This window comes from Parapedobacter brassicae (genome assembly GCF_051400755.1).
Taxonomy (GTDB): domain Bacteria; phylum Bacteroidota; class Bacteroidia; order Sphingobacteriales; family Sphingobacteriaceae; genus Parapedobacter.
Map to the genome: position 1 here is coordinate 1,172,590 of NZ_JBLFFL010000001.1, position 21,381 is coordinate 1,193,970.

At 52.9% G+C, this 21,381-nt stretch carries 21 protein-coding genes; 9 read left to right on the plus strand and 12 right to left on the minus strand.

What is annotated here, in order from left to right:
• Positions 1–14: 14 nt before the first annotated feature.
• Positions 15–1,172, minus strand: a complete 1,158-nt coding sequence (locus tag ACMGDE_RS04660) for a serine hydrolase domain-containing protein (RefSeq protein ID WP_436831596.1) — start codon at positions 1,170–1,172, stop codon at positions 15–17.
• Between the two features lie 228 nt (positions 1,173–1,400).
• Between ACMGDE_RS04660 and ACMGDE_RS04665 the strand changes: the two genes are divergently transcribed.
• From ACMGDE_RS04665 to ACMGDE_RS04675, 3 genes are all read left to right on the plus strand, one after another.
• Positions 1,401–1,826 carry a nucleoside-diphosphate kinase gene (locus tag ACMGDE_RS04665; RefSeq protein WP_436831597.1) on the plus strand — a complete coding sequence of 142 codons (426 nt, stop codon included), beginning with the start codon at positions 1,401–1,403 and terminating at the stop codon, positions 1,824–1,826.
• 225 nt (positions 1,827–2,051) lie between these two features.
• A complete protein-coding gene (locus ACMGDE_RS04670; protein ID WP_436831598.1) occupies positions 2,052–2,795 on the plus strand; it encodes a BT1926 family outer membrane beta-barrel protein in 744 nt (247 codons plus the stop codon).
• A gap of 12 nt (positions 2,796–2,807) precedes the next feature.
• Positions 2,808–4,487: an IPT/TIG domain-containing protein gene (locus ACMGDE_RS04675; RefSeq protein WP_436831599.1), complete on the plus strand. Its 1,680-nt coding sequence runs from the start codon at positions 2,808–2,810 to the stop codon at positions 4,485–4,487.
• Between the two features lie 4 nt (positions 4,488–4,491).
• Here the strand turns inward: ACMGDE_RS04675 and ybeY are convergent, their stop codons facing one another.
• The 7 genes from ybeY to ACMGDE_RS04710 all read right to left on the minus strand — a co-directional run bounded on the left by ybeY (position 4,492) and on the right by ACMGDE_RS04710 (position 10,985).
• A complete protein-coding gene (gene ybeY, locus ACMGDE_RS04680) occupies positions 4,492–4,929 on the minus strand; it encodes an rRNA maturation RNase YbeY (protein WP_436831600.1) in 438 nt (145 codons plus the stop codon).
• Positions 4,930–4,932: 3 nt separating this feature from the next.
• Complete coding sequence (ruvX, locus tag ACMGDE_RS04685; protein WP_436831601.1) at positions 4,933–5,352, minus strand: Holliday junction resolvase RuvX; 420 nt, start codon at positions 5,350–5,352, stop codon at positions 4,933–4,935.
• Positions 5,353–5,367: 15 nt separating this feature from the next.
• Positions 5,368–8,511 carry a beta strand repeat-containing protein gene (locus tag ACMGDE_RS04690; RefSeq protein ID WP_436831602.1) on the minus strand — a complete coding sequence of 1,048 codons (3,144 nt, stop codon included), beginning with the start codon at positions 8,509–8,511 and terminating at the stop codon, positions 5,368–5,370.
• 31 nt (positions 8,512–8,542) lie between these two features.
• Positions 8,543–8,956 carry a hypothetical protein gene (locus ACMGDE_RS04695; RefSeq protein WP_436831603.1) on the minus strand — a complete coding sequence of 138 codons (414 nt, stop codon included), beginning with the start codon at positions 8,954–8,956 and terminating at the stop codon, positions 8,543–8,545.
• 34 nt (positions 8,957–8,990) lie between these two features.
• A complete protein-coding gene (gene porV / locus ACMGDE_RS04700) occupies positions 8,991–10,157 on the minus strand; it encodes a type IX secretion system outer membrane channel protein PorV (RefSeq protein ID WP_436831604.1) in 1,167 nt (388 codons plus the stop codon).
• Between the two features lie 16 nt (positions 10,158–10,173).
• Positions 10,174–10,665: a T9SS type A sorting domain-containing protein gene (locus ACMGDE_RS04705; protein WP_436831605.1), complete on the minus strand. Its 492-nt coding sequence runs from the start codon at positions 10,663–10,665 to the stop codon at positions 10,174–10,176.
• Between the two features lie 119 nt (positions 10,666–10,784).
• The gene (locus ACMGDE_RS04710) at positions 10,785–10,985 is read right to left on the minus strand and encodes a hypothetical protein (RefSeq protein WP_436831606.1); all 201 of its coding nucleotides are present in this window, start codon (positions 10,983–10,985) and stop codon (positions 10,785–10,787) included.
• Between the two features lie 150 nt (positions 10,986–11,135).
• Between ACMGDE_RS04710 and dnaN the strand changes: the two genes are divergently transcribed.
• From dnaN to nadD, 5 genes are all read left to right on the plus strand, one after another.
• The gene (gene dnaN, locus ACMGDE_RS04715; protein ID WP_436831607.1) at positions 11,136–12,260 is read left to right on the plus strand and encodes a DNA polymerase III subunit beta; all 1,125 of its coding nucleotides are present in this window, start codon (positions 11,136–11,138) and stop codon (positions 12,258–12,260) included.
• A 5-nt stretch (positions 12,261–12,265) separates the two neighbouring features.
• Positions 12,266–12,916: a DedA family protein gene (locus tag ACMGDE_RS04720; protein ID WP_436831608.1), complete on the plus strand. Its 651-nt coding sequence runs from the start codon at positions 12,266–12,268 to the stop codon at positions 12,914–12,916.
• 118 nt (positions 12,917–13,034) lie between these two features.
• Positions 13,035–13,910: a YicC/YloC family endoribonuclease gene (locus tag ACMGDE_RS04725; RefSeq protein WP_436831609.1), complete on the plus strand. Its 876-nt coding sequence runs from the start codon at positions 13,035–13,037 to the stop codon at positions 13,908–13,910.
• A 2-nt stretch (positions 13,911–13,912) separates the two neighbouring features.
• Positions 13,913–14,482: a guanylate kinase gene (gene gmk / locus ACMGDE_RS04730; RefSeq protein ID WP_436831610.1), complete on the plus strand. Its 570-nt coding sequence runs from the start codon at positions 13,913–13,915 to the stop codon at positions 14,480–14,482.
• An 11-nt stretch (positions 14,483–14,493) separates the two neighbouring features.
• Positions 14,494–15,072 carry a nicotinate (nicotinamide) nucleotide adenylyltransferase gene (nadD, locus tag ACMGDE_RS04735; RefSeq protein WP_436831611.1) on the plus strand — a complete coding sequence of 193 codons (579 nt, stop codon included), beginning with the start codon at positions 14,494–14,496 and terminating at the stop codon, positions 15,070–15,072.
• Between the two features lie 29 nt (positions 15,073–15,101).
• On the opposite strand, the gene ACMGDE_RS04740 is transcribed toward nadD, so the two are convergent.
• From ACMGDE_RS04740 to amaB, 4 genes are all read right to left on the minus strand, one after another.
• Positions 15,102–15,872, minus strand: coding sequence for an SDR family oxidoreductase (locus tag ACMGDE_RS04740; protein ID WP_436831612.1), 771 nt, complete (start codon positions 15,870–15,872; stop codon positions 15,102–15,104).
• 21 nt (positions 15,873–15,893) lie between these two features.
• The gene (locus ACMGDE_RS04745) at positions 15,894–17,027 is read right to left on the minus strand and encodes a BT3233 family polysaccharide utilization protein (RefSeq protein WP_436831613.1); all 1,134 of its coding nucleotides are present in this window, start codon (positions 17,025–17,027) and stop codon (positions 15,894–15,896) included.
• A gap of 21 nt (positions 17,028–17,048) precedes the next feature.
• Positions 17,049–17,891, minus strand: a complete 843-nt coding sequence (gene kduI / locus ACMGDE_RS04750; RefSeq protein ID WP_436831614.1) for a 5-dehydro-4-deoxy-D-glucuronate isomerase — start codon at positions 17,889–17,891, stop codon at positions 17,049–17,051.
• A 118-nt stretch (positions 17,892–18,009) separates the two neighbouring features.
• Positions 18,010–19,554: an L-piperidine-6-carboxylate dehydrogenase gene (gene amaB, locus ACMGDE_RS04755; RefSeq protein ID WP_436831615.1), complete on the minus strand. Its 1,545-nt coding sequence runs from the start codon at positions 19,552–19,554 to the stop codon at positions 18,010–18,012.
• A gap of 342 nt (positions 19,555–19,896) precedes the next feature.
• Here amaB and ACMGDE_RS04760 point away from each other — a divergent pair, with 342 nt between their 5' ends.
• Entirely contained in the window at positions 19,897–21,300 is a 1,404-nt protein-coding gene (locus ACMGDE_RS04760; RefSeq protein WP_436831616.1) for a tetratricopeptide repeat protein, read from the plus strand.
• The last annotated feature ends 81 nt before the right edge of the window (positions 21,301–21,381 follow it).

Below are 21,381 nucleotides of genomic sequence, written 5' to 3' on the forward strand. Positions count from 1 at the left end.
TTACGCATAAAAATCTATTGCAAGAAGTTCTTATATAGGCAGTGATACATTGCCTGCAGGAAATCATTGATCACGTCTCCATTCGAAAAGCCGGTGTTACAGCCATTCGTAATCACCACGATGCCAAACCGCTCCTGCGGTTGGAAATACATTGCGCTATATAAACCATAAGCAATCCCCTCATGGCCGGTCATCGCCTTTCCCGGTATGAGGTCATCAATGGTGCGCAGCGCCATTCCGTAGCCCGATCTCGGTGTCAGCACGGTCTGCATCGCACGGCTGCCTTCTTCTGAAATAATGCGGGCACCGTTTCCCATACCGTAATGCATATGCATTATCATCACCTTAGCAAGGTCTTCAGCAGACATTTTCATTCCGCCCGTTGGTGAAAAGACCGGAGTACTGTAGCCCAACTCGTATTCCTTCAACGCTTCAGCGCGCGACTGGTAAGCGGCAGGCGAGGGTGAGAACCTTTTGGCTTCGCCATCGTACGCATACAGAGTAACGAATCTGCTGCTATCCAGCTTGTCCACGTTATAGCCGCCGTATACACCCAGCGGTTTAAGGATATGCCGGCGAATGTACCTGTCAAAGCGTTCGCCCGCGTACTTTTCGAGGATGGCTCCCGCAAGGTTAAAATTCAGATTGCAATACTGGTAGTCTGTATTCGGCGCATAACTATTATAGGCATCGGTCCAGCCAGGGCCTTTATCGGGGTTGAGCGCATCCAGGGTAAAGTACCCCTTTTTATCGCTGATGCTGGACCGATGGGAGAGGATTAGTCGGAGGGTAATCACCGAATCCGGGAAATTAGGATTGCGAACTCGGAAACCGATGAGGTCGCCCACATCATCGTCCAATGAAAGCTTTCCCGCGTCGACAAGCTGCATAATACCCGTAGCAACAAACGACTTGGAAATAGAAGCGATCCGGAAGAGATCGCTGTTTTCCATCACTTCGCCCGTCTCTACATTTTTGAGGCCAAACGAATGGTTGTAGATAATGTCACGACCCTTCACCACGGCCACCGACGCGCCAATGGCTTGATAGTTTGACATGATCGCTGCGATTTCGCGTTGCGCACGGGCGGCACCTTGCGCGTCGACACGCGCAGCCGAAAAAATCAAGAAAACGACGATCAGTTGCTTTCGAGTAAAACAAGGAGTTTTCATAGTTATGAATATAATTGACCAATGGGATGGTTCCACCCCGATATTGGGCGGCCATTTGCACAGCAACGAACGACAATAACAAGCAGGCAAACTCCGCGTCGAAATCGATGTGATGTCTTGCTCATGGGCGCCCAAATATAGCTACATGGAATGAGTAATGGAAATGACCGATGTATTTGCCGCTTGCGCAACTACTTAACTTTGCCTAGCTTTGCAAAAAATTTTTTAATGGCAACTACAACAACTAAGACATTCACCATGATTAAGCCCGATGCGGTGAGCAATGGCCACACCGGTGCTATTTTGAACGATATCATTGCTGGGGGCTTCAAGCTAGTGGCGATGAAATATATCCAGCTGAGCAAGGAGACCGCCGGAGCGTTTTATGCCGTGCACGCCGCGCGTCCATTTTATGGCGAACTGGTCGATTTCATGACATCTGGCCCCATCGTGGCCGCTATACTCGAAAAGGAAAACGCCGTCGAAGAATTCCGCAAGTTGATCGGTGCTACCGACCCGGCCAAAGCCGAACAGGGAACGATCCGCGGTAAGTACGCAAAATCCATCGAGGCCAATGCCATACACGGCTCTGACTCCGATGAAAATGCCGAAATCGAGGGCAACTTCTTCTTTTCGCAGTTTGAGCGGTTTTAAAGGCCGCTTTCCGAGGAAAAGAAAATCCATAGCTTCCGGAAAATTCAAGCCGCCGTCTTCACTTAGGTGATTAAAAGGCAATTGCTTATCCGTGGGCAAATTTGTTCTTAGCGCTTGTTGATGATGCTCATTTGGCCTAGATTCGCGGCTTGCTAAAAATCTATTAAAAACACTATTGTTATAATCTGATTTTAAGTTATTTTTGCGCGAAATAGTCATACTAAAATGAGAAAAATTTCAACCTTGACCCTGGCAATACTTGCCTGCAAAGTCCTTTTTGCCCAAACTGCACAACAGGACACATCCAGACTGAAGGCAGCAGCAAGAACCTTCGGCACAGAATTAAATTTCAACCCATTCAACGGTCAGATAAACCTTAACAATTCACTCAATCAGATTAAATTCCGCTATTTTACCAAGGAGGACTTGGCCGTACGTTTGGGATTTATTGTCAGCACGGAAAAAACACTGAACGACAACCAACAACCGTATGGAACGAATAGCTATCGGTTCAAGGACGAAAAAAGCGCCAGTACCTACGGCGTGAATGCAGGGGTAGAAAAGCATTTCAAAGGAACCCGTCGCTTATCTCCCTACATAGGGGCAGACCTCACGTTTACGCGCAGGTCGCTCAATCAAGAACTGATAGAAGGCGAATCCATCTTGGAAATCAATGGTGGCTGGTATCAAACGGTCTACGACAACAACGGCAATTACTACAGATCCATCCTGGAGTATGGCTATAAACGTTTTGGAGTGGCCGCATTCACCGGTTTTGATTTTTACATGGCGAAGAATTTTTTCTTCGGCTACGAGTTTAGCATTGCCTTTGACAAGACGATCTATGATGAGGTAGAAGAACAACAAAAAGGGACGGGCTCGTCCAACCAGAGCCATTACACAGATCACTCCGACAGTTCCTTCGGTCCGCGCCTGACAAACGGCATTCGCATAGGCTATATTTTCTAAACCCATCAAACGATGAATAACGACAGATCAACCAAAATTGGCTATGGACTGCTTTTTTGTCTAGCCGTGCTGTGCCTCGGGGCGTGCAAAAAAGAGATGGAAGAACATCCACAGATTACGACCGAAGATCCCGTGGTAACCAGCGTAAACAGCCTGGAGTTCAGGGGCGAAATCGTAAAAAAAGGGGATTTTGACATTGCGGATCACGGTTTTATTTACGGCAGTTACCCTAATATCGATACGCAAACAGGCGTGCGGGTTTCCATGGGAAATAATGTCAACATCGGGAAATACAGCATCATTGTGAACGGTATCCTGGAACAGGTATACAGCAACACTATTTATGTACGTTCCTATATCACCAACAGTAATGGCACGGTCTACGGTGCGGTCAAAACGGCTAATTTGCCAACGCCATCGGCATCTTCCGTAGCTCCCATGGCCGGCAAGGTTGGCGATCTGATCACCATTAGCGGCCAATTCTATACCGCTAATGCCGATGAGGTGACGGTTTACTTCGCTGATGTGGCAGCAAACATCAAAACCATAGAGGACACAAAGATCGTGGCTGAAGTACCTTCGGGCATTCAAGCGGGGCACAACAACAACATCGAGATTGCGCTGCAGATAGGCCAACAACGGTATATGGTCAATTACGAGTTCAGGATACAGGCGCTGATTACTGATTTCACGCCCAAGACCGGACTGATCGGATCGACCGTGACACTCATCGGCGAGAACCTGCCCAACAGCTATTACGACAATACAACCCTCAAGTTGTATTTTGGTGACACACAGGCCGGCGATCTGTACTATTATGAATCTCCCTCCTTCATTGTGCCGGCCGATATCGCCGAAACGTCCAAGGTCTATATATCGTTGAATGGCGTCAGAACAGAGCTGCCGGGGGAATTCAGCCTCATAAAACCGATCGTTTCATCCGTTTCCGTACAAGCCGCCCTGCCGGGTCAATCGTTCGAGATCAGCGGCAGTGGCCTCTATGGTGGCGGTGATTACTACCCTACAGTAAAATTAGGCAGTTATACGTTGGACCTGCAAGGTATCAGTGAAAACCAGTTAAATGTTTCGATTCCAGTCACGGTTCCTACCGGAACTTATCCCCTAGCGGTAGTATATGGACCATTTACGCTGACCGCAGCGGCTAATTTCAAGATAAACGGCGCCGCCGCCACCGGGTTCAGTCCGAGCGAGGGTGCCATCAATACGGCAGTGAATATAACGGGGCATTTCCTCCCCGATACCTATTACGAGGTGAGTTTCGGATCTACCCGGACCAGCTCTTACTCGTCATCGAGCACAACGACGCTTCAGGTATATGTGCCCTATGGTACACCTGTGGGCAAGCATAAAGTGACCGTCCACTTCGCCAGTGGCGACGTCGCCCTGCCCGGAACCTTCGAGGTTATTGGGCCAGAGATCACTTCCTTCAGCCCTACGTCAGGCATCCCCGGCAGTATAGTCACCATCAACGGGCGCGGCTTTTCACCCGATACATGGTCTACGAAAGTACGGTTCGGCACGGTTGAGGCATCATCCATTACTTCGTTGACGGAAACGCAGATAAAAGTACTCGTCCCCTCAGGCGCCACCGCCGGAGCTATGAAGATAAATGTCGAAACCAATGGTCAAATAGTCACCAGCAAAGATGACTTCACCGTGAAGAATCAATGATCCACTATTTCCCTAAAATCTGATTACGTGTCGATAGATAAAAATCCTCCTTTTCCGTCATCAACACCTTATCATTTTTCCGCTTGTCGCTGTAGCCGCATAGATGCAGGATTCCGTGTATAATGACACGATGTAACTCGTCTTGCTCCAACACGCCAAACTTTGCAGCATTTTCGCGTACACGGTCGATGCTGATGAAAATATCGCCTGCGACCACGCCACTGCGTTCACTATGGTCGAAGGTAACGATGTCGGTATAGGTGTCGTGCTGAAGGTATTGCTTGTTGATATTCAATAAATAAGCATCGCTGCACAGGATGAAGTTGATTTCGCCGGTCTTATATCCTTCTGCCTTGGCTGTTTCGATTACCCACGCCCGCAGGGCGGCCTTGTGCTGGGGCCGGTATTCCGTATCTTCCGAAAAAAAATGGATGTTGCTCATGCCTTAACGTTGAAAGTCTCGCTTTTCGAGATAGGATTGAAGGATCAGCACGGCCGAAACACTGTCTATAAGCGCCTTATCCTGTCGCTTCTTCCGCGTCATACCGCTTTGAGCAATACTGGCTGAAGCCATTTTGGAGGTAAATCGTTCATCGATGGTCTCAATGGGAATGATTGGGAAAGCCCGGCGCAGCGACCTTACAAAGCCTTTGACGTGCTGTGCCGACTCCGAATCCGTGCCATCCATTTGGCGGGGCATGCCGATCACGAAGGTCGCCACCGGCTCCCGGGCAACGTAGGCTTTTACATACTCCAGTACGTCCTTGGCATGTACCGTATCCAGCGCTGTCGCAATAAGTTGCAGCGGGTCGGTCACCGCAATGCCGACCCGCTTCGTACCATAATCAAAAGCCATGATGCGCATCTGCGCAAAGGTACGTTATTTGACATTCACCAGCACCTTTATTTTGCTCACCCCGCTTCCGCCATATTCCTGCAAGGCCTTGCCAATCACCTGCCCCACGCCCACGTTGGCAGGATCGGCCCTCATCGCCACACCGGGTATGGAGGAGGTCACCAGCAAATCGCCCCGCTTAATGGGTCCGCCCTCCAGGCACACCTTGGTGGGGATGACGCCCACCACGCCCATCGGCACCTTTTCGGAGATATCCGTATCGATGTGTTCTTCGGTCAGCAGCACGCCCGGTTTGGTCGCGTACACGCCCACCACCAAAGTAGAGTAGGGTGCGTTAGATTTTTCCACGGTACGGTCTTCATCTACGGCGATGACCAATACATCCCCCGGTTCATATTGGGCAAAAGCACCCGTCACATCAAAGGCTTCAGCGATGTCTGCTCCACTGCTCTGTGTGCCGCCATTGAAAAAGCCCCGTCCCGCCGAGTTGATGCGGGCCACATTCACGGTGCCCGGATTGCCGCTTTTGAACAATGCCAACGACCCATTGCTGTGGCCTTCTACCGTCAATACTGGGTTTGTGTTGGCTGTATTATAATTCACCAGCCGCGCGGCTCTGCCATTGCTGAAATTGGGCGTCCACGCATACAGCGCATTCCCCGTACCGTCGGCCGTGGCTTCCACCCCATCTCCGGTATTCGTTGCATTCGCTGTAATGCCATTGCCATTGCCCTCGGCGATAGCGATCAGCGCTGGTCCATTCCCGGCAGGATTGGAAGCATAAAACAGTCCCGCGAACCCGCCCGTACCGGAAGAAACGCCATAAACGCCTGCCGTTCCGAAATTGGAAAATTGGGAGTTGACCTCCCCGCGGACCGCCGGAGAAGTACCCGTCACGCGGTCCACCAGGAAGTTGCCCGCGGTGCCGTTGCCGACGGTCGTCACCGAAATCACATCACTCGTATTGGATTCATTGTAAATATTGAATCGTCCGGCGCGGCCTGTGGCAAACGTGGGTACCCACGCATATAGCGCATTGCCGCTTCCGTCGATATTGGCTTCCACGGCATTACCGTTCTTCCCGGCGTTGGCCGTAATGGCATTGCCATTGCCATCGGTCAGCGATACCAAGGCTGCACCATTCCCACTGGGGTTCGATGCATGGAAAAGTCCGGCAAAACCGCCCGTGCCGGACGAGGTGCCAAAGACCGCTGCTGCACCGAAGTTGCCGAAGATGGTTTTCACTTCACCCCGCACCGCAGCGGCCACGCTATTGGTATTGTTTACCAGGAAAGAAGCGGCATTGCCCTGTGTGTTGTCGGGGATGTTGCCATTGCCATTCGTCTCCACTTCGATCGTATTGCCCAGCGTATTGATTTGATTGAGGTTTTCAAACCGGCCCGCCCGCCCGGAGCCGTTATTCAGTCCGACCTGACCGAACACGCCGATGGCATTACCTGAATTGTTCGTGGTGACGAATCCGCGGACGCCGTAACCCCCACCATCATTGCGTCCGACCACGGCTCCCGCGATGTCACTGGTCGTCCGTCCGACCACGGCTTCTCCGCCGCCGTTATTGTCTCCGATGATCCCGGCCGAGGTCTGGGCCGTCGTGATACCATGCACAGCAAAACCCGCGCCCGTAGAAGACCGTACGCCCGCGCCGTTGCCCGAAGAAGAAACGTTGACCACCGTTCCATTTCCGAGGGTGCTGGCTTCCATTACATTGCTGTTATTGGCATTGTTGTAGATCGCGATGTTGGCCGCACTGCCGTTATTGCTCGTAGCGGTAAGGCCGGTGCCCGTATTGCTGTTCGCATAGACGCCGGTACCGCCCCCTGACGCATTGCCATATACCCCAAGTCCGTCGGGGGTAAGCCCGTAGACCCCCCAGCCCGATCCCCCATGCGAACCCCAAACGCCAATGCCCAAGCCTCCTGTGCCGTTGTTTATCCCCCTCACGCCACTTGAAAATCCACCGGGAGCGGTACTGTTTACGATTCCCCTGATCGCGGCGATGCTGGAGGTAGCGGTGTTGTTAATGCCTTCCACAGACGCGCCATCGCCATCGTTCGTGACGGAAAATAAGGTAGATGCGTTGTTTTCCGTAGCGGAGAAAGGCAAAGCAAAGCCGCCTCCGCCAATCGTTGCCGGGGCCCATTGTGCGCCGTCATAACGAAGCACTTGATTCAGTACGGGTGCTACATTGCTTACGGCTACCCCTTGCAGGCCTTCAACCGCGGGGTCAGGGTATGTTCCGGTCAGGTCGCCGCCAGCGGCTACGCCGTTTATGGTCGCATCGGCACCCGGAGGACCGGCTGGGCCTTCGGGACCTTGTGGACCGACAGGGCCGGCTGGCCCCATGTCTCCGGGGTCGCCCTTGGCACCTTGCGGGCCAGTGGCACCGGTAGGCCCTTCGGGACCCTGTAGACCGGCGGGGCCGACTGGACCCATGTCTCCGGGATCGCCCTTGGCACCTTGCGGACCAGCGGCACCGGTAGGCCCTTCGGGACCCTGTGGACCGGCAGGGCCGGCTGGACCCATGTCTCCGGGATCGCCCTTGGCACCTTGCGGGCCGGCAGCACCGGTAGGCCCTTCGGGACCCTCTGGACCGGCTGGACCCATGTCACCGGGATCACCCTTGGCACCTTGCGGGCCAGCGGCACCGGCTGGGCCTTCGGGACCCTCTGGACCGGCTGGACCCATGTCACCGGGATCACCCTTGGCGCCTTGCGGGCCAGCAGGGCCTTGGGGGCCCTCGCTTCCTCCAGCGGCATACAAGGCAAACGGAACGCTCATTAACTGCGTGGTGCCCAGATCGGCATAACTACCGTTATCCACTGCGAGTTCCACTTTTACAAATTGATTGGCATCACGCCAGGGAACATCGGCAAAAGTACCCGATAAGGCTTCGCCCTTGCCAATCTGTAAGGTGAAAAGCCCTAACGCATTGGTTCGTATATGATGTTCTTCACGATACTGCTCCGCTCCTGTCGGCGATCCGCCGATGATGGTTATGCGTACATCAACAGGTTCGTCCGCCATCACCGTTCCGTCGAGGTTGCGGGCAACGGCCTGATAATTGATGCCCGTAAGCCCTGATTGCGCCTGCACGGCATGGCCGGCAAACAGCATGAGCACCATCACATAAAGGAAATATTTGTTCATAACGTTATCAGTTTACGTTGGTCCTAACCATTCATTCATACTCTCCTTTTGTCCCTTCCTCTTGTGTCGGCGGTAATTGGCTCGGAGGTGACGATGGCGCCGTTTTTGCCGCTTCTTCGGCCGATAATTCGGATGGTAGTTTTGCGGTGCTCGACCGCTGCACCGCGGCCGCTCGGACGGCGTTAGCGGTCTTCATCGAGGCCTTCGGGTTGTAGTTTTCGAAAATAAGCTCCCGCGGAGCCTTTGTGGATTCCTCGGTTCCCCCCGGCTTTAAGCTGACACGGGTGTTTTTTAGCCCTGCCTTTGCTTGGCTATAGTCCGGAAACAATTGCTCCTTGATGCTTTTGCTGGGATCGCGTTCCCGTCGGCCGTCTTGGGCATTCGCATGCGTCATTGTTGCCGCCATTGCACCGATTAAAAGAATGTAGCTCGTTCGCTTGTTCATATCATTTGTCCTTTCCTTGGTTTTGCTGTATTGATTAGTCCATGTCGAGCACACTGCCCGGATGGAAACTCACGGTAAATTTCAATTCGTTGCGCACGGTATATCGTTGGGCCATGGGGGCCAGGTATCCAATATCGATCTGCAATGACTTTAGCCGGAAACCCACCCCCGTGGCAAAATGCTGTCGGTTGCCTTTATCGGGATCTTCATAGAAATACCCCGAACGGATAAAAAACTGCCGGTAATAACAAAACTCAAATCCACCGGAGACGGTGAACTCCGACAGCTCTTCGCCGAAGCCCCCCGGCGCATCAAAAAGTGACGTGAATAATGCCGACGGAACGCCCCTGTCGGGGTCCCGGCCCTTTTCGATTTCGGTGGTGGGCCTTCCTTCTTCGTCTACCCGGTACCGCGGCCGGGATGGTACCATCAATTTATTGACGTCCAGCAACAGCGTTAATCGGTTATCAGGATTGTTATTCAGCGCATAGCCCATGCCCATCCGCAGGTTCATCGGCAAAAAACTTTCTTTGGCATTGGTATAATTGAGTTTGGTGCCGATGTTGCTCAGGTTTATTCCCCAAGCCAGGCGCTTGCTGAACTGCTTCGAATTGATATACGCCCTTTCGGAATATACGCCCAAGTCCATGGCAAAGGCGTTGGCCCTATCCATGTCCAGCCCATTGTAAGTGCCGGATCCCAGGCTGCTGTGGATGTAACGCGCAGTAAGCGCCATCGCGAAGTGCTCGCCCAGCAGTCTTGAATAGCTGGCATCGATGGAAAATTCCCCCGCATTGTACCGTTGGGATAAGTTGCCCGACTCGTCACGGAAACTGATTTCTCCCAAATCGAGGTATTTAACAGACATCCCGAGTGACTCCCGCCAGCTAAGTCGGTGGAAAGCGGTAAGGTAGCCCAAATGCTCATCCTTGACCAGCTGGCGCATCCAGGGCGTATAGGAAAAACTCAATCCCTTTTCGCCGGCGAACGAGAGTTTGGCGGCGTTGATGAATACCGAGTTGGCATCTGCCAGCAGGCCGGTGCCCGACTCTGCCACGCCCGTGCTGCGGGCATCGGGGCTCAGCAACAGAAATGATGCTCCCGTCGTAATGGTCTGATTACCTACCTGGGCCACCGCAAAAACGGGCAACACGAGGGCGAGGATCCAAATACGGCCGGGTTTTAGCGTCAGGTGCTTCATGGCTAAGGTGCTTGCGTTATTGAATGATCAGCTTTTCGGTATAGGTTCGATATCCGGTACGGATGACGATGTAGTACAACCCGGAGGCGTAACTACTGATCGGCATGGAATAGGTAATCCGGCCGGCCAGCATATTGGCCGTCGTCGAAAACACCACCTGCCCCGCGTTGTTGACCAGCGTAAAAAGTACCCGGCCAGCTTGTAATAGATCAAATTCGAGGTTTACCTTCTCCGAGGCCGGGTTTGGATACACGATAAAATCTGTAACGAAGGGAGCCTCCGGCGGTTTGATTGCCGCGACCACTTCCGGCTGTTGGAACCCTTGCGTGAGCAGCAGGTCGCCGCCAAACGTCGCCACCGCCGCTTCGCCAATGGTATATTGGACAATCGTATACCCAAGCGTTCCGCTATGGCCAGTGTTGGCCACCACCTGACGGACAAGCTCCTGCGCATGCGCCGAAAGAAATGCACAGTTTAATAAGATACAAATGGGTACAAGAGGCTTCATAATCAACGATATAATTATGAGGCCAAAGTCGAAAAACCGCAATAAGCGAACAATACACCAAAATGGGTATATTCACGATAAGTGAAGCGGACGTTCAGTGCAACCGCAAGGTGGGATGATCAGAAGACATATACCAAATATACAATCGCTAATATGATGACAGCGATGATGATCGCCACCCAAATGGTATTGCTCGCTGGCCGATCGTTGGGTTCCTTGATCGCCTCCGACGACGGAGCGGGATCCTCCTGATGGGCGGCATAATTATCCTCCGCTTGCGGGTGGCCGTCCTTATCCGTACGATGATTATTCGTATCCATGGCGTAAAATCATTGGTTCCTGTATAAAGCAACAAACCTGTCCGGTTATTGTTTACGATTGGTGAGCTGGACATCAAATCACAATCTCATTTCCCGAATACGAAATCTTTTCCTTATCATTGCACGTATATTATTCGATATATTTCGGACATGAGATTCATTGTTTCTACTTCCATATTACTAAAGCAATTACAGGCCATCAGCGGAGCATCAAGTAGCAGCACGGTGCTTCCTATTTTGGAAAATTTCCTGTTTGAAATCAAAGACAACGTACTGACCATCTCCGCTACGGATTTGCAGACCAGCATGGTCACTTCCCTGCCGATCGAAGCAAAGGAGGAAGGGCGCGTGGCCATGCCCGCTAAGATCTTGATCGAAACCCTCAAAACACTCGCCGACCAACCTGTGGCATTCTCGGTTGACATCCAAACGCTCGCCATCGAAATCAGCGCAGGAGACGGCAAATACAAGCTCAGCGGCGAAAATGCCGATGATTTTCCGAAAATCCCCACGGTTGACAACGCCTCATCCGTCAGCATCCCTGCGTCCGTCTTGGCCGAGGCCATCAACAAGACCATTTTTGCTGTGAGCAACGATGAGCTGCGCCCGGCCATGTCTGGCGTGCTCGTCCAGCTGGCAGAGCAATCGGCCACGTTTGTGGCCACCGATGCCCACAAGCTGGTGCGTTATCGCCGTACCGACATCGGCACCCAGAAACCTACCTCACTGATCCTGCCAAAAAAGGCCCTTTCACTGTTGAAATCTTCGCTGCCGACCGAAGACACCAGCGTAGCAGTGGAATATAACAGCACCAATGCGTTCTTCAAGTTCGGCAGCATACACCTCATCTGCCGGCTGATCGATGAGCGCTATCCGGACTATGAGGCGGTGATCCCACAGGTGAATCCGAATAAACTGACACTCGACCGGCATACGTTCCTGAATTCGCTACGCCGGGTGGTCATCTTCGCCAACAAAACCACCCATCAGGTGCGCCTCAAGATCTCGGGCAGTGAGCTGAATATCTCGGCGGAAGACCTCGACTTTTCCAACGAAGCGCACGAACGCCTCAGCTGCCAGTTCGAAGGCGATGACATGGAAATCGGTTTCAATGCCAAGTTTTTAGTCGAAATGCTCACCAACCTTGATAGCGACGAGGTGGTCATCGAGATGAGTACGCCTAACCGCGCCGGACTGTTGATTCCGGCCGTTGCGGAGGAAAACGAGGATATCCTGATGTTGGTGATGCCCGTCATGTTGAATAATCTGGGATAACGATATTGGAACTTATTCATTCGCTTATCGATTTCATCCTCCACATCGACCAGCATCTGGTCGAAATCGTCAATGATTATAAGACGTGGACATACCTCATCCTCTTTCTCATCATTTTTGCTGAAACCGGGTTGGTCGTCACCCCGTTCCTTCCGGGTGATAGCCTATTGTTCGCTGCCGGGGCCATTATTGCCAAGCCCGAGACCGACCTCAACATCGTGCTCATGTGCCTTCTCCTCATCGCGGCGGGCATCCTGGGCGACATGGCCAATTACCACATCGGTAAATACGTCGGTCCGAAGGCATTCAGTGGGCGGTATCGGTTGCTTAAAAAGGAATACTTGGAAAGAACGCAGCAGTTTTACGTCAAATATGGGGGCAAGACCATCATCTACGCCCGTTTCATTCCCATCATCCGCACCTTTGCCCCTTTCGTCGCGGGCATCGGCACCATGAGCTACGGGAAGTTTGCCTCGTACAATGTCATCGGAGCGATCCTTTGGGTTGCCTCCTTTTTATTTCTGGGATACTTCTTCGGAGGCTTACCCGTCATCAAAGACAACTTTACCTACGTCATCTTCGCCATCATTCTCTTATCCCTGCTGCCGCCGCTCGTGGAAGTCCTCCGCGGCAAAAGGAAGAAAGAAACCATCTAGTCATCGATCTGAACGGCGTGCTGACGCCCGCCTTGTGTGAATACCCTACTGCTTTAGCCCACCAACAAAGCCCGTGGACCGATTGCTGAAAGCTGAAACCTTATTATTACCTTTGCACATGATCAAATCCATGACCGGCTATGGCATCGGCGCCAAAGACAACCAAAAGGTAAAATACAGCGTCGAAATAAAATCCTTGAATTCCAAATTTCTGGAGCTGAACCTGCGGCTGCCCAAGGCCTTTTCGGACAAAGAGCTGGCGTTGCGCAGCGAATGCTCCCGACTCATCGAACGGGGCAAAGTCAATATTACGGTGAGCGTGGAGTATGTCGATCAATCCGCTGCGGCGGCCACCATCAACTCGGAATTGCTCAAGAATTATTATCGGCAGCTGGAGGCCATCGCCGACGAACTGGATACAAACGGTAATAATCTTTTTGAACTGGCGCTCAACATGCCCGAAGTCATCAGCCACAACGAGGAGGAAGCCGACGAGGAAGAAGCGGCCTTGCTCATGGGTGCTTTTCACGATGCGGTGGACCAGCTCGAGCGCTTCCGCAAAGACGAGGGCGAAGTGCTTAGCAATGACCTTTCGTCGCGCACGCAGGATATTCTGCGGCTGCTCAGCGAAGTAGAAAAGGTGGAGACCAATCGCATTCCCCTTATCCGCGAGCGGATCCATCAGTATTTGGATGAGGCCGTGGGCAAAGAAAACGTCGACATGAACCGGTTTGAGCAGGAGCTCATTTTTTATATCGACAAGCTGGACATCACGGAAGAGAAGGTGCGGCTGCGCAGCCATTGCAACTATTTCCTCCAAGCCCTCGGTGCGCCGGATGCCAACGGGAAAAAATTGGGTTTCATCTCCCAGGAAATGGGGCGCGAAATCAATACCTTGGGTTCCAAGGCTAATCATGCCGGTATTCAGCAGGTCGTGATCCGGATGAAGGAGGAACTGGAAAAAATCAAGGAGCAATTGCTAAACGTGCTGTAGCCATGGAAGGGAAGCTCATCATTTTCTCGGCTCCTTCGGGCGCTGGCAAAACGACTATCGTCAGGCACCTGCTGTCTAAGCATGCCGACAAGCTATCCTTTTCCATCTCCGCCAGCACCCGTGCACCGCGGGGAGGGGAGGTTGATGGCAAAGATTATTATTTCATATCCAAGGAGGAATTCCTGCACCGCATCGCTAAGAAGGAGTTTATCGAGTTTGAAGAGGTCTACTCCGGCACGTTCTATGGCACCCTCCGCTCGGAAGTGGATCGGATATGGGCCACGGGAAAGCATGTCATCTTCGACATCGACGTGGAAGGCGGGCTCCACCTCAAGCGTAAATTTGCCGACCGCGCCCTGGCGGTGTTTGTACAGCCGCCGTCCCTTGAGGTGCTGGTAGAGCGGCTGCGCGGAAGGGGTACAGATTCCGAAGAAAAGCTGCTCGAGCGAATTGCAAAGGCCGAAAAGGAATTGGGTTACGCCCGCCGTTTTGATGTCATCCTCCATAATGATGACCTGGATAAGGCTTGCAAAGAAGCCGAACAATTGATTGTGGATTTCCTGACGGAATAAACCAGTTTGCCATGCGGAAGGTAGGGTTGTTTTTCGGATCGTTTAATCCCGTACACACCGGACATTTGGTAATTGCCAATTACATGGCGAATTATACCACGCTGGATGAGGTCTGGCTGATCGTATCTCCGCATAACCCCTTGAAAAAAAAGGACTCCCTCATCAACATGTACGACCGTCTCGAAATGGTCAACCTGGCGATTGAACGGGCTGAAAATATCCGCAGCAGCAGCATTGAATTTACGCTCCCTCAACCGTCGTACACGATCGACACCCTCACTTACCTGAAAGAAAAGCACCCGGAGAAGGATTTTGCGCTGATCATGGGGTCAGATAACCTGATCTCCCTCCACAAATGGAAAAACCATGAAATCATCCTGCGCGACTATCGCATATTGGTGTACCCCCGGCCGGATTATCCGGCTCCAGCAACGTATGCTGATCACCCTTCCATTACCATCACGGATACTCCGTTGATGGAATTTTCATCCACATTTATCCGCAATGCGGTGAAAAATGGCAAGAATATCCGCTATTTCGTGCCAGACAGCGTGTTAGCGTTTATAGAAAGCAAAGGTCTGTATCAATAGCCCCACCGGTCACCTGGCACCGACCACTACTATCTCCCCATCCAACCACCGTCCACCGTGAGGATCGTGCCGTGCACGTAATCGGAGGCCTCCGAAGCGAGGAACACCGCTGGTCCCTTGAAATCATCCGGCTCACCCCAGCGCCCTGCGGGAATGCGTTCCAGGATCGATCGGCTCCGGTCAGCGTCGGCGCGCAGCGCCTCGGTATTGTCGGTAGCAATGTAGCCCGGCGCGATCGCGTTTACATTTACCCCTTTAGACGCCCATTCGTTGGCAAATGCCTTGGTCAATTGGCCTACTGCCCCTTTCGAAGCAGCGTACCCCGGCACGTTGATGCCGCCTTGGAACGTGAGCAGCGAAGCGGTAAAGACCACTTTGCCGCTGCCCCGGGCCACCATATCCTTGCCGATTTCGCGTGTAAGGATAAATTGGGCGTTCTGATTGATCTCGATCACTTGATCCCAATACGCATCGGGATGCTCCGCCGCTGGCTTGCGCAGGATCGTGCCGGCGTTATTGAACAGGATGTCGATCCGGGAATGATCGGCCCGCACGCGTTCGATGAATGCATACAGGGATTCCCGATTGCCGAAATCGGCCTGATAGGCATCAAACCGACGGCCAGTCGCTTCCACCGCTTGGGAAACCGCACTATGCTGCAATTCCAGCGACGCCGAAACGCCGATGATATCGGCACCCGCCTCGGCAAGGGCCTCGGCAATGGCCATGCCAATGCCCCGCTTGCATCCGGTGACCACGGCCACCTTGCCCGTCAGATCAAATCGATTCTTGTTTGCCATATGTCTGTTTCCGCTTATTCCCTATTTGAGTTCCACGCGTAATGGGGAGGCCTGCCGCTCTTTAAACGCCTTCAGGTAGGCGAACCAATCCTTGGCCGAGGTGATTTTCCCGGCTTTGTTCCATGCGCCTCCATTGTAATAGGTGATGGTCTTCCCATCCGCTGCGGTAAGCCGCGCCAGGTATTGGTTTGGGAGGCTTTCATAGCCCTCAAAATCGCCATCGGCCAGCATTACCCCTACGCCCGTCATACCGTGGTCGCCCTGTGCCGGTTCCCAATAGCCGAAGATTCCCTGACCTTGCTCATTGAACAGCTCACCTCCAGCTGCCCGGCGCGCAATGCCGATGGCCACGGGCAGCTTTCCGTCCCCGTCAACCGCATACGTCACGATCACTTTATTCAGCTGCGACCCGGCGTCAAGACTGTATAATTTGCTCACCGAAACGGTTTTGTCACCTACCTTCCAGGGCTCGTAATCCAGCCGGAAGGTCGTGCGCAGCGGACCGTTATCAAGCACTTCGTAGCCGCGGTAATGCTTGGAATAGACAACCTCGCCATCGTGGAACGGGGCGATGTCTCCTGCCCCCAGCGTCATACCCACCGAGTAATAGTCCATGCCTTCACCATGGTCGGTGTGGTAATCGCCCTGGGCATACCATTTATCGACCACCAGATCTGTCGTTCGTTTCGACCAGATGTCAAGCCCCTGCGCGTCATCCGGACGGCCCTCCAATGCCTTTCCATACATACGGAATGCCACGACATCATTTTCCCAAGCGAAATCATCATACCGCTCGGGAACATAACGCGCGAAGGTCCTCGGCGTTTCTGTTTGCGGAGCACCCGCTTCGGCCCGGAGCGACACCTCCCCGGAAGCCGGAACGGACACCTGCAAGAGGATCTGTTGCGGGGTATCCCCGCCAAGGGTCTCCAATTGATAGGGTACTTCAGCGCCCGTCGCGGCATCCACTACCCTGAATCCGCTATCCACGGCAAACGCCGCCGTAAACTCATCATAGGCTATGCTCACCAGTTCGTGCCGGTCTTGATCCAGTGGATTGCTGATGACAATCGTGTGTGACGGCCGGTTACTTCCGCATGCGGCCAGTAGCAGCCCTGCGAAAAAAAAGCAAATCATGCTCCTTGATGTATTCATCGCATTCGATTTTAAGTGTGGTTATTTCAGTTCCGTAATGGCCCGCTTGTCCATGTCATCATAATCGAGGTTTTCGCCTGCCATACCCCAGATAAAGGTGTAATTGCTCGTTCCTGCCCCGGCATGGATAGACCACGGCGGAGAGATGACGGCCTGTTCATTTTGCATCCAGATATGGCGCGTCTCATCCGGCTGGCCCATGAAATGGCTCACCGCCTGGCCCTCGGGTACCTCGAAGTAGAAGTAAACCTCCATGCGGCGGTCGTGGGTGTGTGCGGGCATCGTGTTCCAGACACTGCCTACCTTCAACTCGGTCATACCCATCTGCAATTGGCAGGTTTTGATAACGCTATTGACCAGCAGTTTGTTGATCGTCCGGTGATTGGCCGTCTCGACACTGCCCAGCTCAACGACCTCGGCCTCCGCTTTGGTTACCTTTTTCGTCGGGTATGCTTGGTGGGCCGGGGCCGAATTGAGGTAAAACTTGGCCGGGTGGGCGCTGTCATGGCTAGAAAACACGACATCCTCGTTACCGCGCCCTACATATAGGGCTTCTTTATACCCCAACTCGTAGACCTCGCCGCCCACGGTCACTTGGCCGGCTCCGCCCACGTTAATGACGCCCAGTTCCCGCCGTTCCAGAAAGTAATCGGCTTTCAGTGCGTCGATGGTTTCCAGCGGCAGCGCTTTGCCCACCGGTTTTGCCCCGCCGGCAATGTAGCGGTCATAATGGGTATAGACCAGCTGGATCTCATCGTCGGCAAATACTGTCTCGATCAGAAAGTTTGCGCGAAGCGCTGCGGTATCCAAGGCCTTTGCTTCGTTAGGTCCTATCGCATAACGGGACTCATCATTTATGCTCATATGGTGGTGTTTATTGATATGTGAAATCGCGTTAAAGATAATTAGATTCCGGTGATGATGCAAACGTTTACACTAATCTTGCGGAGACATGATCCACGGACCGATAGTCGACCACCCATCACAAATCAAACGTTATTCCCTGTGCCAGCGGCAGCTTATCCGAATAATTGATTGTATTGGTTTGCCTGCGCATATAGGCTTTCCAAGCATCCGAACCCGATTCACGTCCGCCGCCGGTCTCTTTTTCACCGCCGAAGGCACCGCCGATTTCCGCACCGGAGGTACCAATATTGACATTGGCGATACCGCAGTCCGACCCACCGACCGAAAGAAATTGTTCCGTCTCCCGGAGGTTCAGCGTCATGATGGCCGAAGACAGCCCTTGGGGCACCTCATTTTGGATACGGATGGCTTCATCCAGCGTCCGGTATTTCATGATATACAGGATCGGAGCAAACGTCTCGGTTTGCACGATGGCCATATCCGGCGAAACTTCGGCGATACAGGGCCTTACGTAACACCCCGAACCGTATCCTTCACCCGTCAATACCTCTCCCTCCACGAGGAACCGGCCGCCTTCGCGCTTGCATTGGGCTATGGCGGCTTCGTACTTGCGCACGGCATCGCGGTCGATCAGGGGTCCGACATGGTGGTGCGTTTCCAGCGGATTGCCGATACGCAATTGCCGGTACGCCCCAGCTAGCCGCTCCTTGAACCCTTCGTATACCGACTCCTGGATGATCAGCCGCCGTGTCGTAGTGCAGCGCTGTCCGGCAGTACCCACAGCGCCGAACACCGCCGCCGGCAGCGCAATATCGAGGTCGGCATGTTCAGTGATGATAATGGCGTTGTTGCCGCCCAGCTCCAATATACACTTGCCCAAGCGAGCCGCCACGGCTGCCGCTACCGCCTTGCCCATGCGCGTGGAGCCCGTAGCCGAAACCAGCGCGATCCGCCGATCCGCCGCCAACTGCTCCCCCAGCGAAGGACCTCCCTGTACCAGGCAGGATATCCCCTCGGGCAGGCCATTTCTCGCCAACACTCTGGCAACGATGCCCTGGCACGCCGTTGCGGTAAGCGGTGTTTTCTCCGAGGGCTTCCACACACATACATTGCCGCAAACCCACGCGAGCGCCGCATTCCAGCTCCATACCGCCACGGGGAAATTGAAGGCCGAAATAATCCCCACCACACCCAGTGGGTGCCACTGCTCATACATGCGGTGGCCCGGTCGTTCGGAGGGCATGGTGAAGCCATATAGCTGCCGGCTCAGGCCGGTCGCAAAATCGCAGATATCGATCATTTCCTGCACTTCGCCCAGCCCCTCCTGTAAACTTTTGCCCATTTCATAGGACACCAGCGTGCCCAGGTCTTGTTTATGCCTCCGCAGCTCCTCGCCAAACTGTCGGACGATTTCCCCCCGTTGCGGAGCAGGGATGCCGCGCCACGCCGCGAACGCTTCCGTGGCCTGCGCAACGACGTGGTCGTAATCTCCACCCGACGTCTGTCCCACAGCAGCAATGTGCCGCCCATCTACGGGAGATACGCTGTCAATCGTCGCCTTCCCCTCGGACATGCCCGAGAAGCTCCCGGTACCCCACGCGGGATTAATGGATTCGATGGCCAGCCGCCCGAGAACGGCTGAAATATCAATGGTATTCATCGTTGTTATCGTTTTCTAACAGGTCTTTTGATGCCCCCAATGCAACATGGATGTTTCAAAGGTACATTTTTCGCTTCTTATTGTGTACCTTTGTATCGCTATTTGATTCAGACATGGTGGGGAGTGAACAAAAGACGGACGCCACAACCTTAAACTTAACCGGGTTATATACAATGCTATTTTCCACACTCGGTTGATTTTGTGGTTATTATAAATTAATCCGTCAATTTGTTGAAAACTTCTGTTAACAAAATCATCCAACAAATCCTATTTTGTATCATCAAAACCACGATGTTGTTGAAGGGCGTAAAATCCCGATAGTTCTTAAAGTTAGGAGTATAGATGGAAGACGATTTCGAATATGGGCCTGCTGAAGATCCGAAATTTTCAGTAGCACGTTACGAAGAAATGATCCGCAATAAGGATCAGTACTTTTTTGATGCGCAGGCTTTTGAAGGGATTATTGACTACTATATGGACAAAAATGACCCGATCAAAGCCTTGCAGGTAGTGGATTATGCCGTGAGCCAACATCCGTTTGCCGCTGTTTTTTACCTCAAGCAAGCCCAGCTTTTCGCCGTGACCAACCAATTTTCGCGCGCGCTGGCCTCGTTGGATAAAGCGGAAACCCTGGAGCCCTCGGAAGGCGATATTTACCTCATCAAGGGGGGCATACTCGGCAATTTAGAGCGCTATGATGAGGCCTTCAACAGCTTGGATAAGGCGTTGGAACTGGCCGAAAACCCCGACGATATTTACCTGCAGATCGCCCTGCTGCACCAAAACCGGGGAGACTACGAAAAAGCCATCCAATACTTCAAATACAGCCTGGAACAAAACATGGAAAACCAGGATGCCCTGTATGAGTTGGCGTTTTGCTATGATGTGCTTGACCGGCAGGACGAGAGCGTCGGCTTTTATCAGCAGTATATCGATAACGACCCCTATTCTTATGCGGCCTGGTATAACCTGGGAAATGCCTTCCATAAGCTGGCCCGCTATGAGGAAGCGATCGATGCGTATGATTATGCCATTCTGATCAAGGATAACTTTGCTTCGGCCTATTTCAACAAAGGAAATGCCCTGGTAAACCTTGACAAGTATAGCGATGCCATCGAGGTTTACAAACAGACCTTTGAATATGAACCCCCGGGCGCGGAGACGTATTGTGCCATCGGCGAATGCTACGAAAAGCTGGAGCAAATGGACGATGCGCGGTCGTATTACAAAAAGGCAGTTAAGATCGATGCAAACCTGGCGGACGCATGGTTTGGCATCGGCGTGACATTGGATTACGAAGAGCGGTATTTCGAGTCGTTGCATTTTTACAAAAAAGCCCTGGATATTGAGCAGGACAATCCCGATTATTGGTTTGCTATAGCCGATGCCCGATATAAACTCAAGCAACTGGACGAGGCCGAACTGGCGTATGAAAAGGTGGTGGAACTCAACCCGATCGATCTGGAGGCGTGGCTGGATTTCTCCTCTATTTTATACGAACGGAATAAGCTGGACCGCGCGATCGAAACCATGGCCGAAGCCATCAAGAACAATCCGGATGGCGCCGAGCTGTATTACCGCATGGTTGCTTACCTGATCGCTGCCGGCAAGTACAATGAGGCGCTGAACTACCTGGAGCTGGGGCTCGCCGCCGATCCCAAAAAGCACACGGCACTGTTTGAATACCTGCCCCAACTGCGGGACAATCGGTCCATCACCGAGGTGATCAAGAAGTATATGCCATAGGTGCGCAATAAGTTTTCTGGAAATATTCTTGGCCTTACCACGAATATTCGCATTTTTGCCGTGTAACTATTGCATATACAT

Excerpts from the sequence above, each read along its gene's own strand:
- ACMGDE_RS04660 (WP_436831596.1), bottom strand. The coding sequence starts at position 1,172 with ATGAAAACTCCTTGTTTTACTCGAAAGCAACTGATCGTCGTTTTCTTG.
- ACMGDE_RS04665 (WP_436831597.1), top strand. The coding sequence starts at position 1,401 with ATGGCAACTACAACAACTAAGACATTCACCATGATTAAGCCCGATGCG.
- ACMGDE_RS04670 (WP_436831598.1), top strand. The coding sequence starts at position 2,052 with ATGAGAAAAATTTCAACCTTGACCCTGGCAATACTTGCCTGCAAAGTC.
- ACMGDE_RS04675 (WP_436831599.1), top strand. The coding sequence starts at position 2,808 with ATGAATAACGACAGATCAACCAAAATTGGCTATGGACTGCTTTTTTGT.
- ybeY (WP_436831600.1), bottom strand. The coding sequence starts at position 4,929 with ATGAGCAACATCCATTTTTTTTCGGAAGATACGGAATACCGGCCCCAG.
- ruvX (WP_436831601.1), bottom strand. The coding sequence starts at position 5,352 with ATGCGCATCATGGCTTTTGATTATGGTACGAAGCGGGTCGGCATTGCG.
- ACMGDE_RS04690 (WP_436831602.1), bottom strand. The coding sequence starts at position 8,511 with ATGAACAAATATTTCCTTTATGTGATGGTGCTCATGCTGTTTGCCGGC.
- ACMGDE_RS04695 (WP_436831603.1), bottom strand. The coding sequence starts at position 8,956 with ATGAACAAGCGAACGAGCTACATTCTTTTAATCGGTGCAATGGCGGCA.
- porV (WP_436831604.1), bottom strand. The coding sequence starts at position 10,157 with ATGAAGCACCTGACGCTAAAACCCGGCCGTATTTGGATCCTCGCCCTC.
- ACMGDE_RS04705 (WP_436831605.1), bottom strand. The coding sequence starts at position 10,665 with ATGAAGCCTCTTGTACCCATTTGTATCTTATTAAACTGTGCATTTCTT.
- ACMGDE_RS04710 (WP_436831606.1), bottom strand. The coding sequence starts at position 10,985 with ATGGATACGAATAATCATCGTACGGATAAGGACGGCCACCCGCAAGCG.
- dnaN (WP_436831607.1), top strand. The coding sequence starts at position 11,136 with ATGAGATTCATTGTTTCTACTTCCATATTACTAAAGCAATTACAGGCC.
- ACMGDE_RS04725 (WP_436831609.1), top strand. The coding sequence starts at position 13,035 with ATGATCAAATCCATGACCGGCTATGGCATCGGCGCCAAAGACAACCAA.
- gmk (WP_436831610.1), top strand. The coding sequence starts at position 13,913 with ATGGAAGGGAAGCTCATCATTTTCTCGGCTCCTTCGGGCGCTGGCAAA.
- nadD (WP_436831611.1), top strand. The coding sequence starts at position 14,494 with ATGCGGAAGGTAGGGTTGTTTTTCGGATCGTTTAATCCCGTACACACC.
- ACMGDE_RS04740 (WP_436831612.1), bottom strand. The coding sequence starts at position 15,872 with ATGGCAAACAAGAATCGATTTGATCTGACGGGCAAGGTGGCCGTGGTC.
- ACMGDE_RS04745 (WP_436831613.1), bottom strand. The coding sequence starts at position 17,027 with ATGAATACATCAAGGAGCATGATTTGCTTTTTTTTCGCAGGGCTGCTA.
- kduI (WP_436831614.1), bottom strand. The coding sequence starts at position 17,891 with ATGAGCATAAATGATGAGTCCCGTTATGCGATAGGACCTAACGAAGCA.
- amaB (WP_436831615.1), bottom strand. The coding sequence starts at position 19,554 with ATGAATACCATTGATATTTCAGCCGTTCTCGGGCGGCTGGCCATCGAA.
- ACMGDE_RS04760 (WP_436831616.1), top strand. The coding sequence starts at position 19,897 with ATGGAAGACGATTTCGAATATGGGCCTGCTGAAGATCCGAAATTTTCA.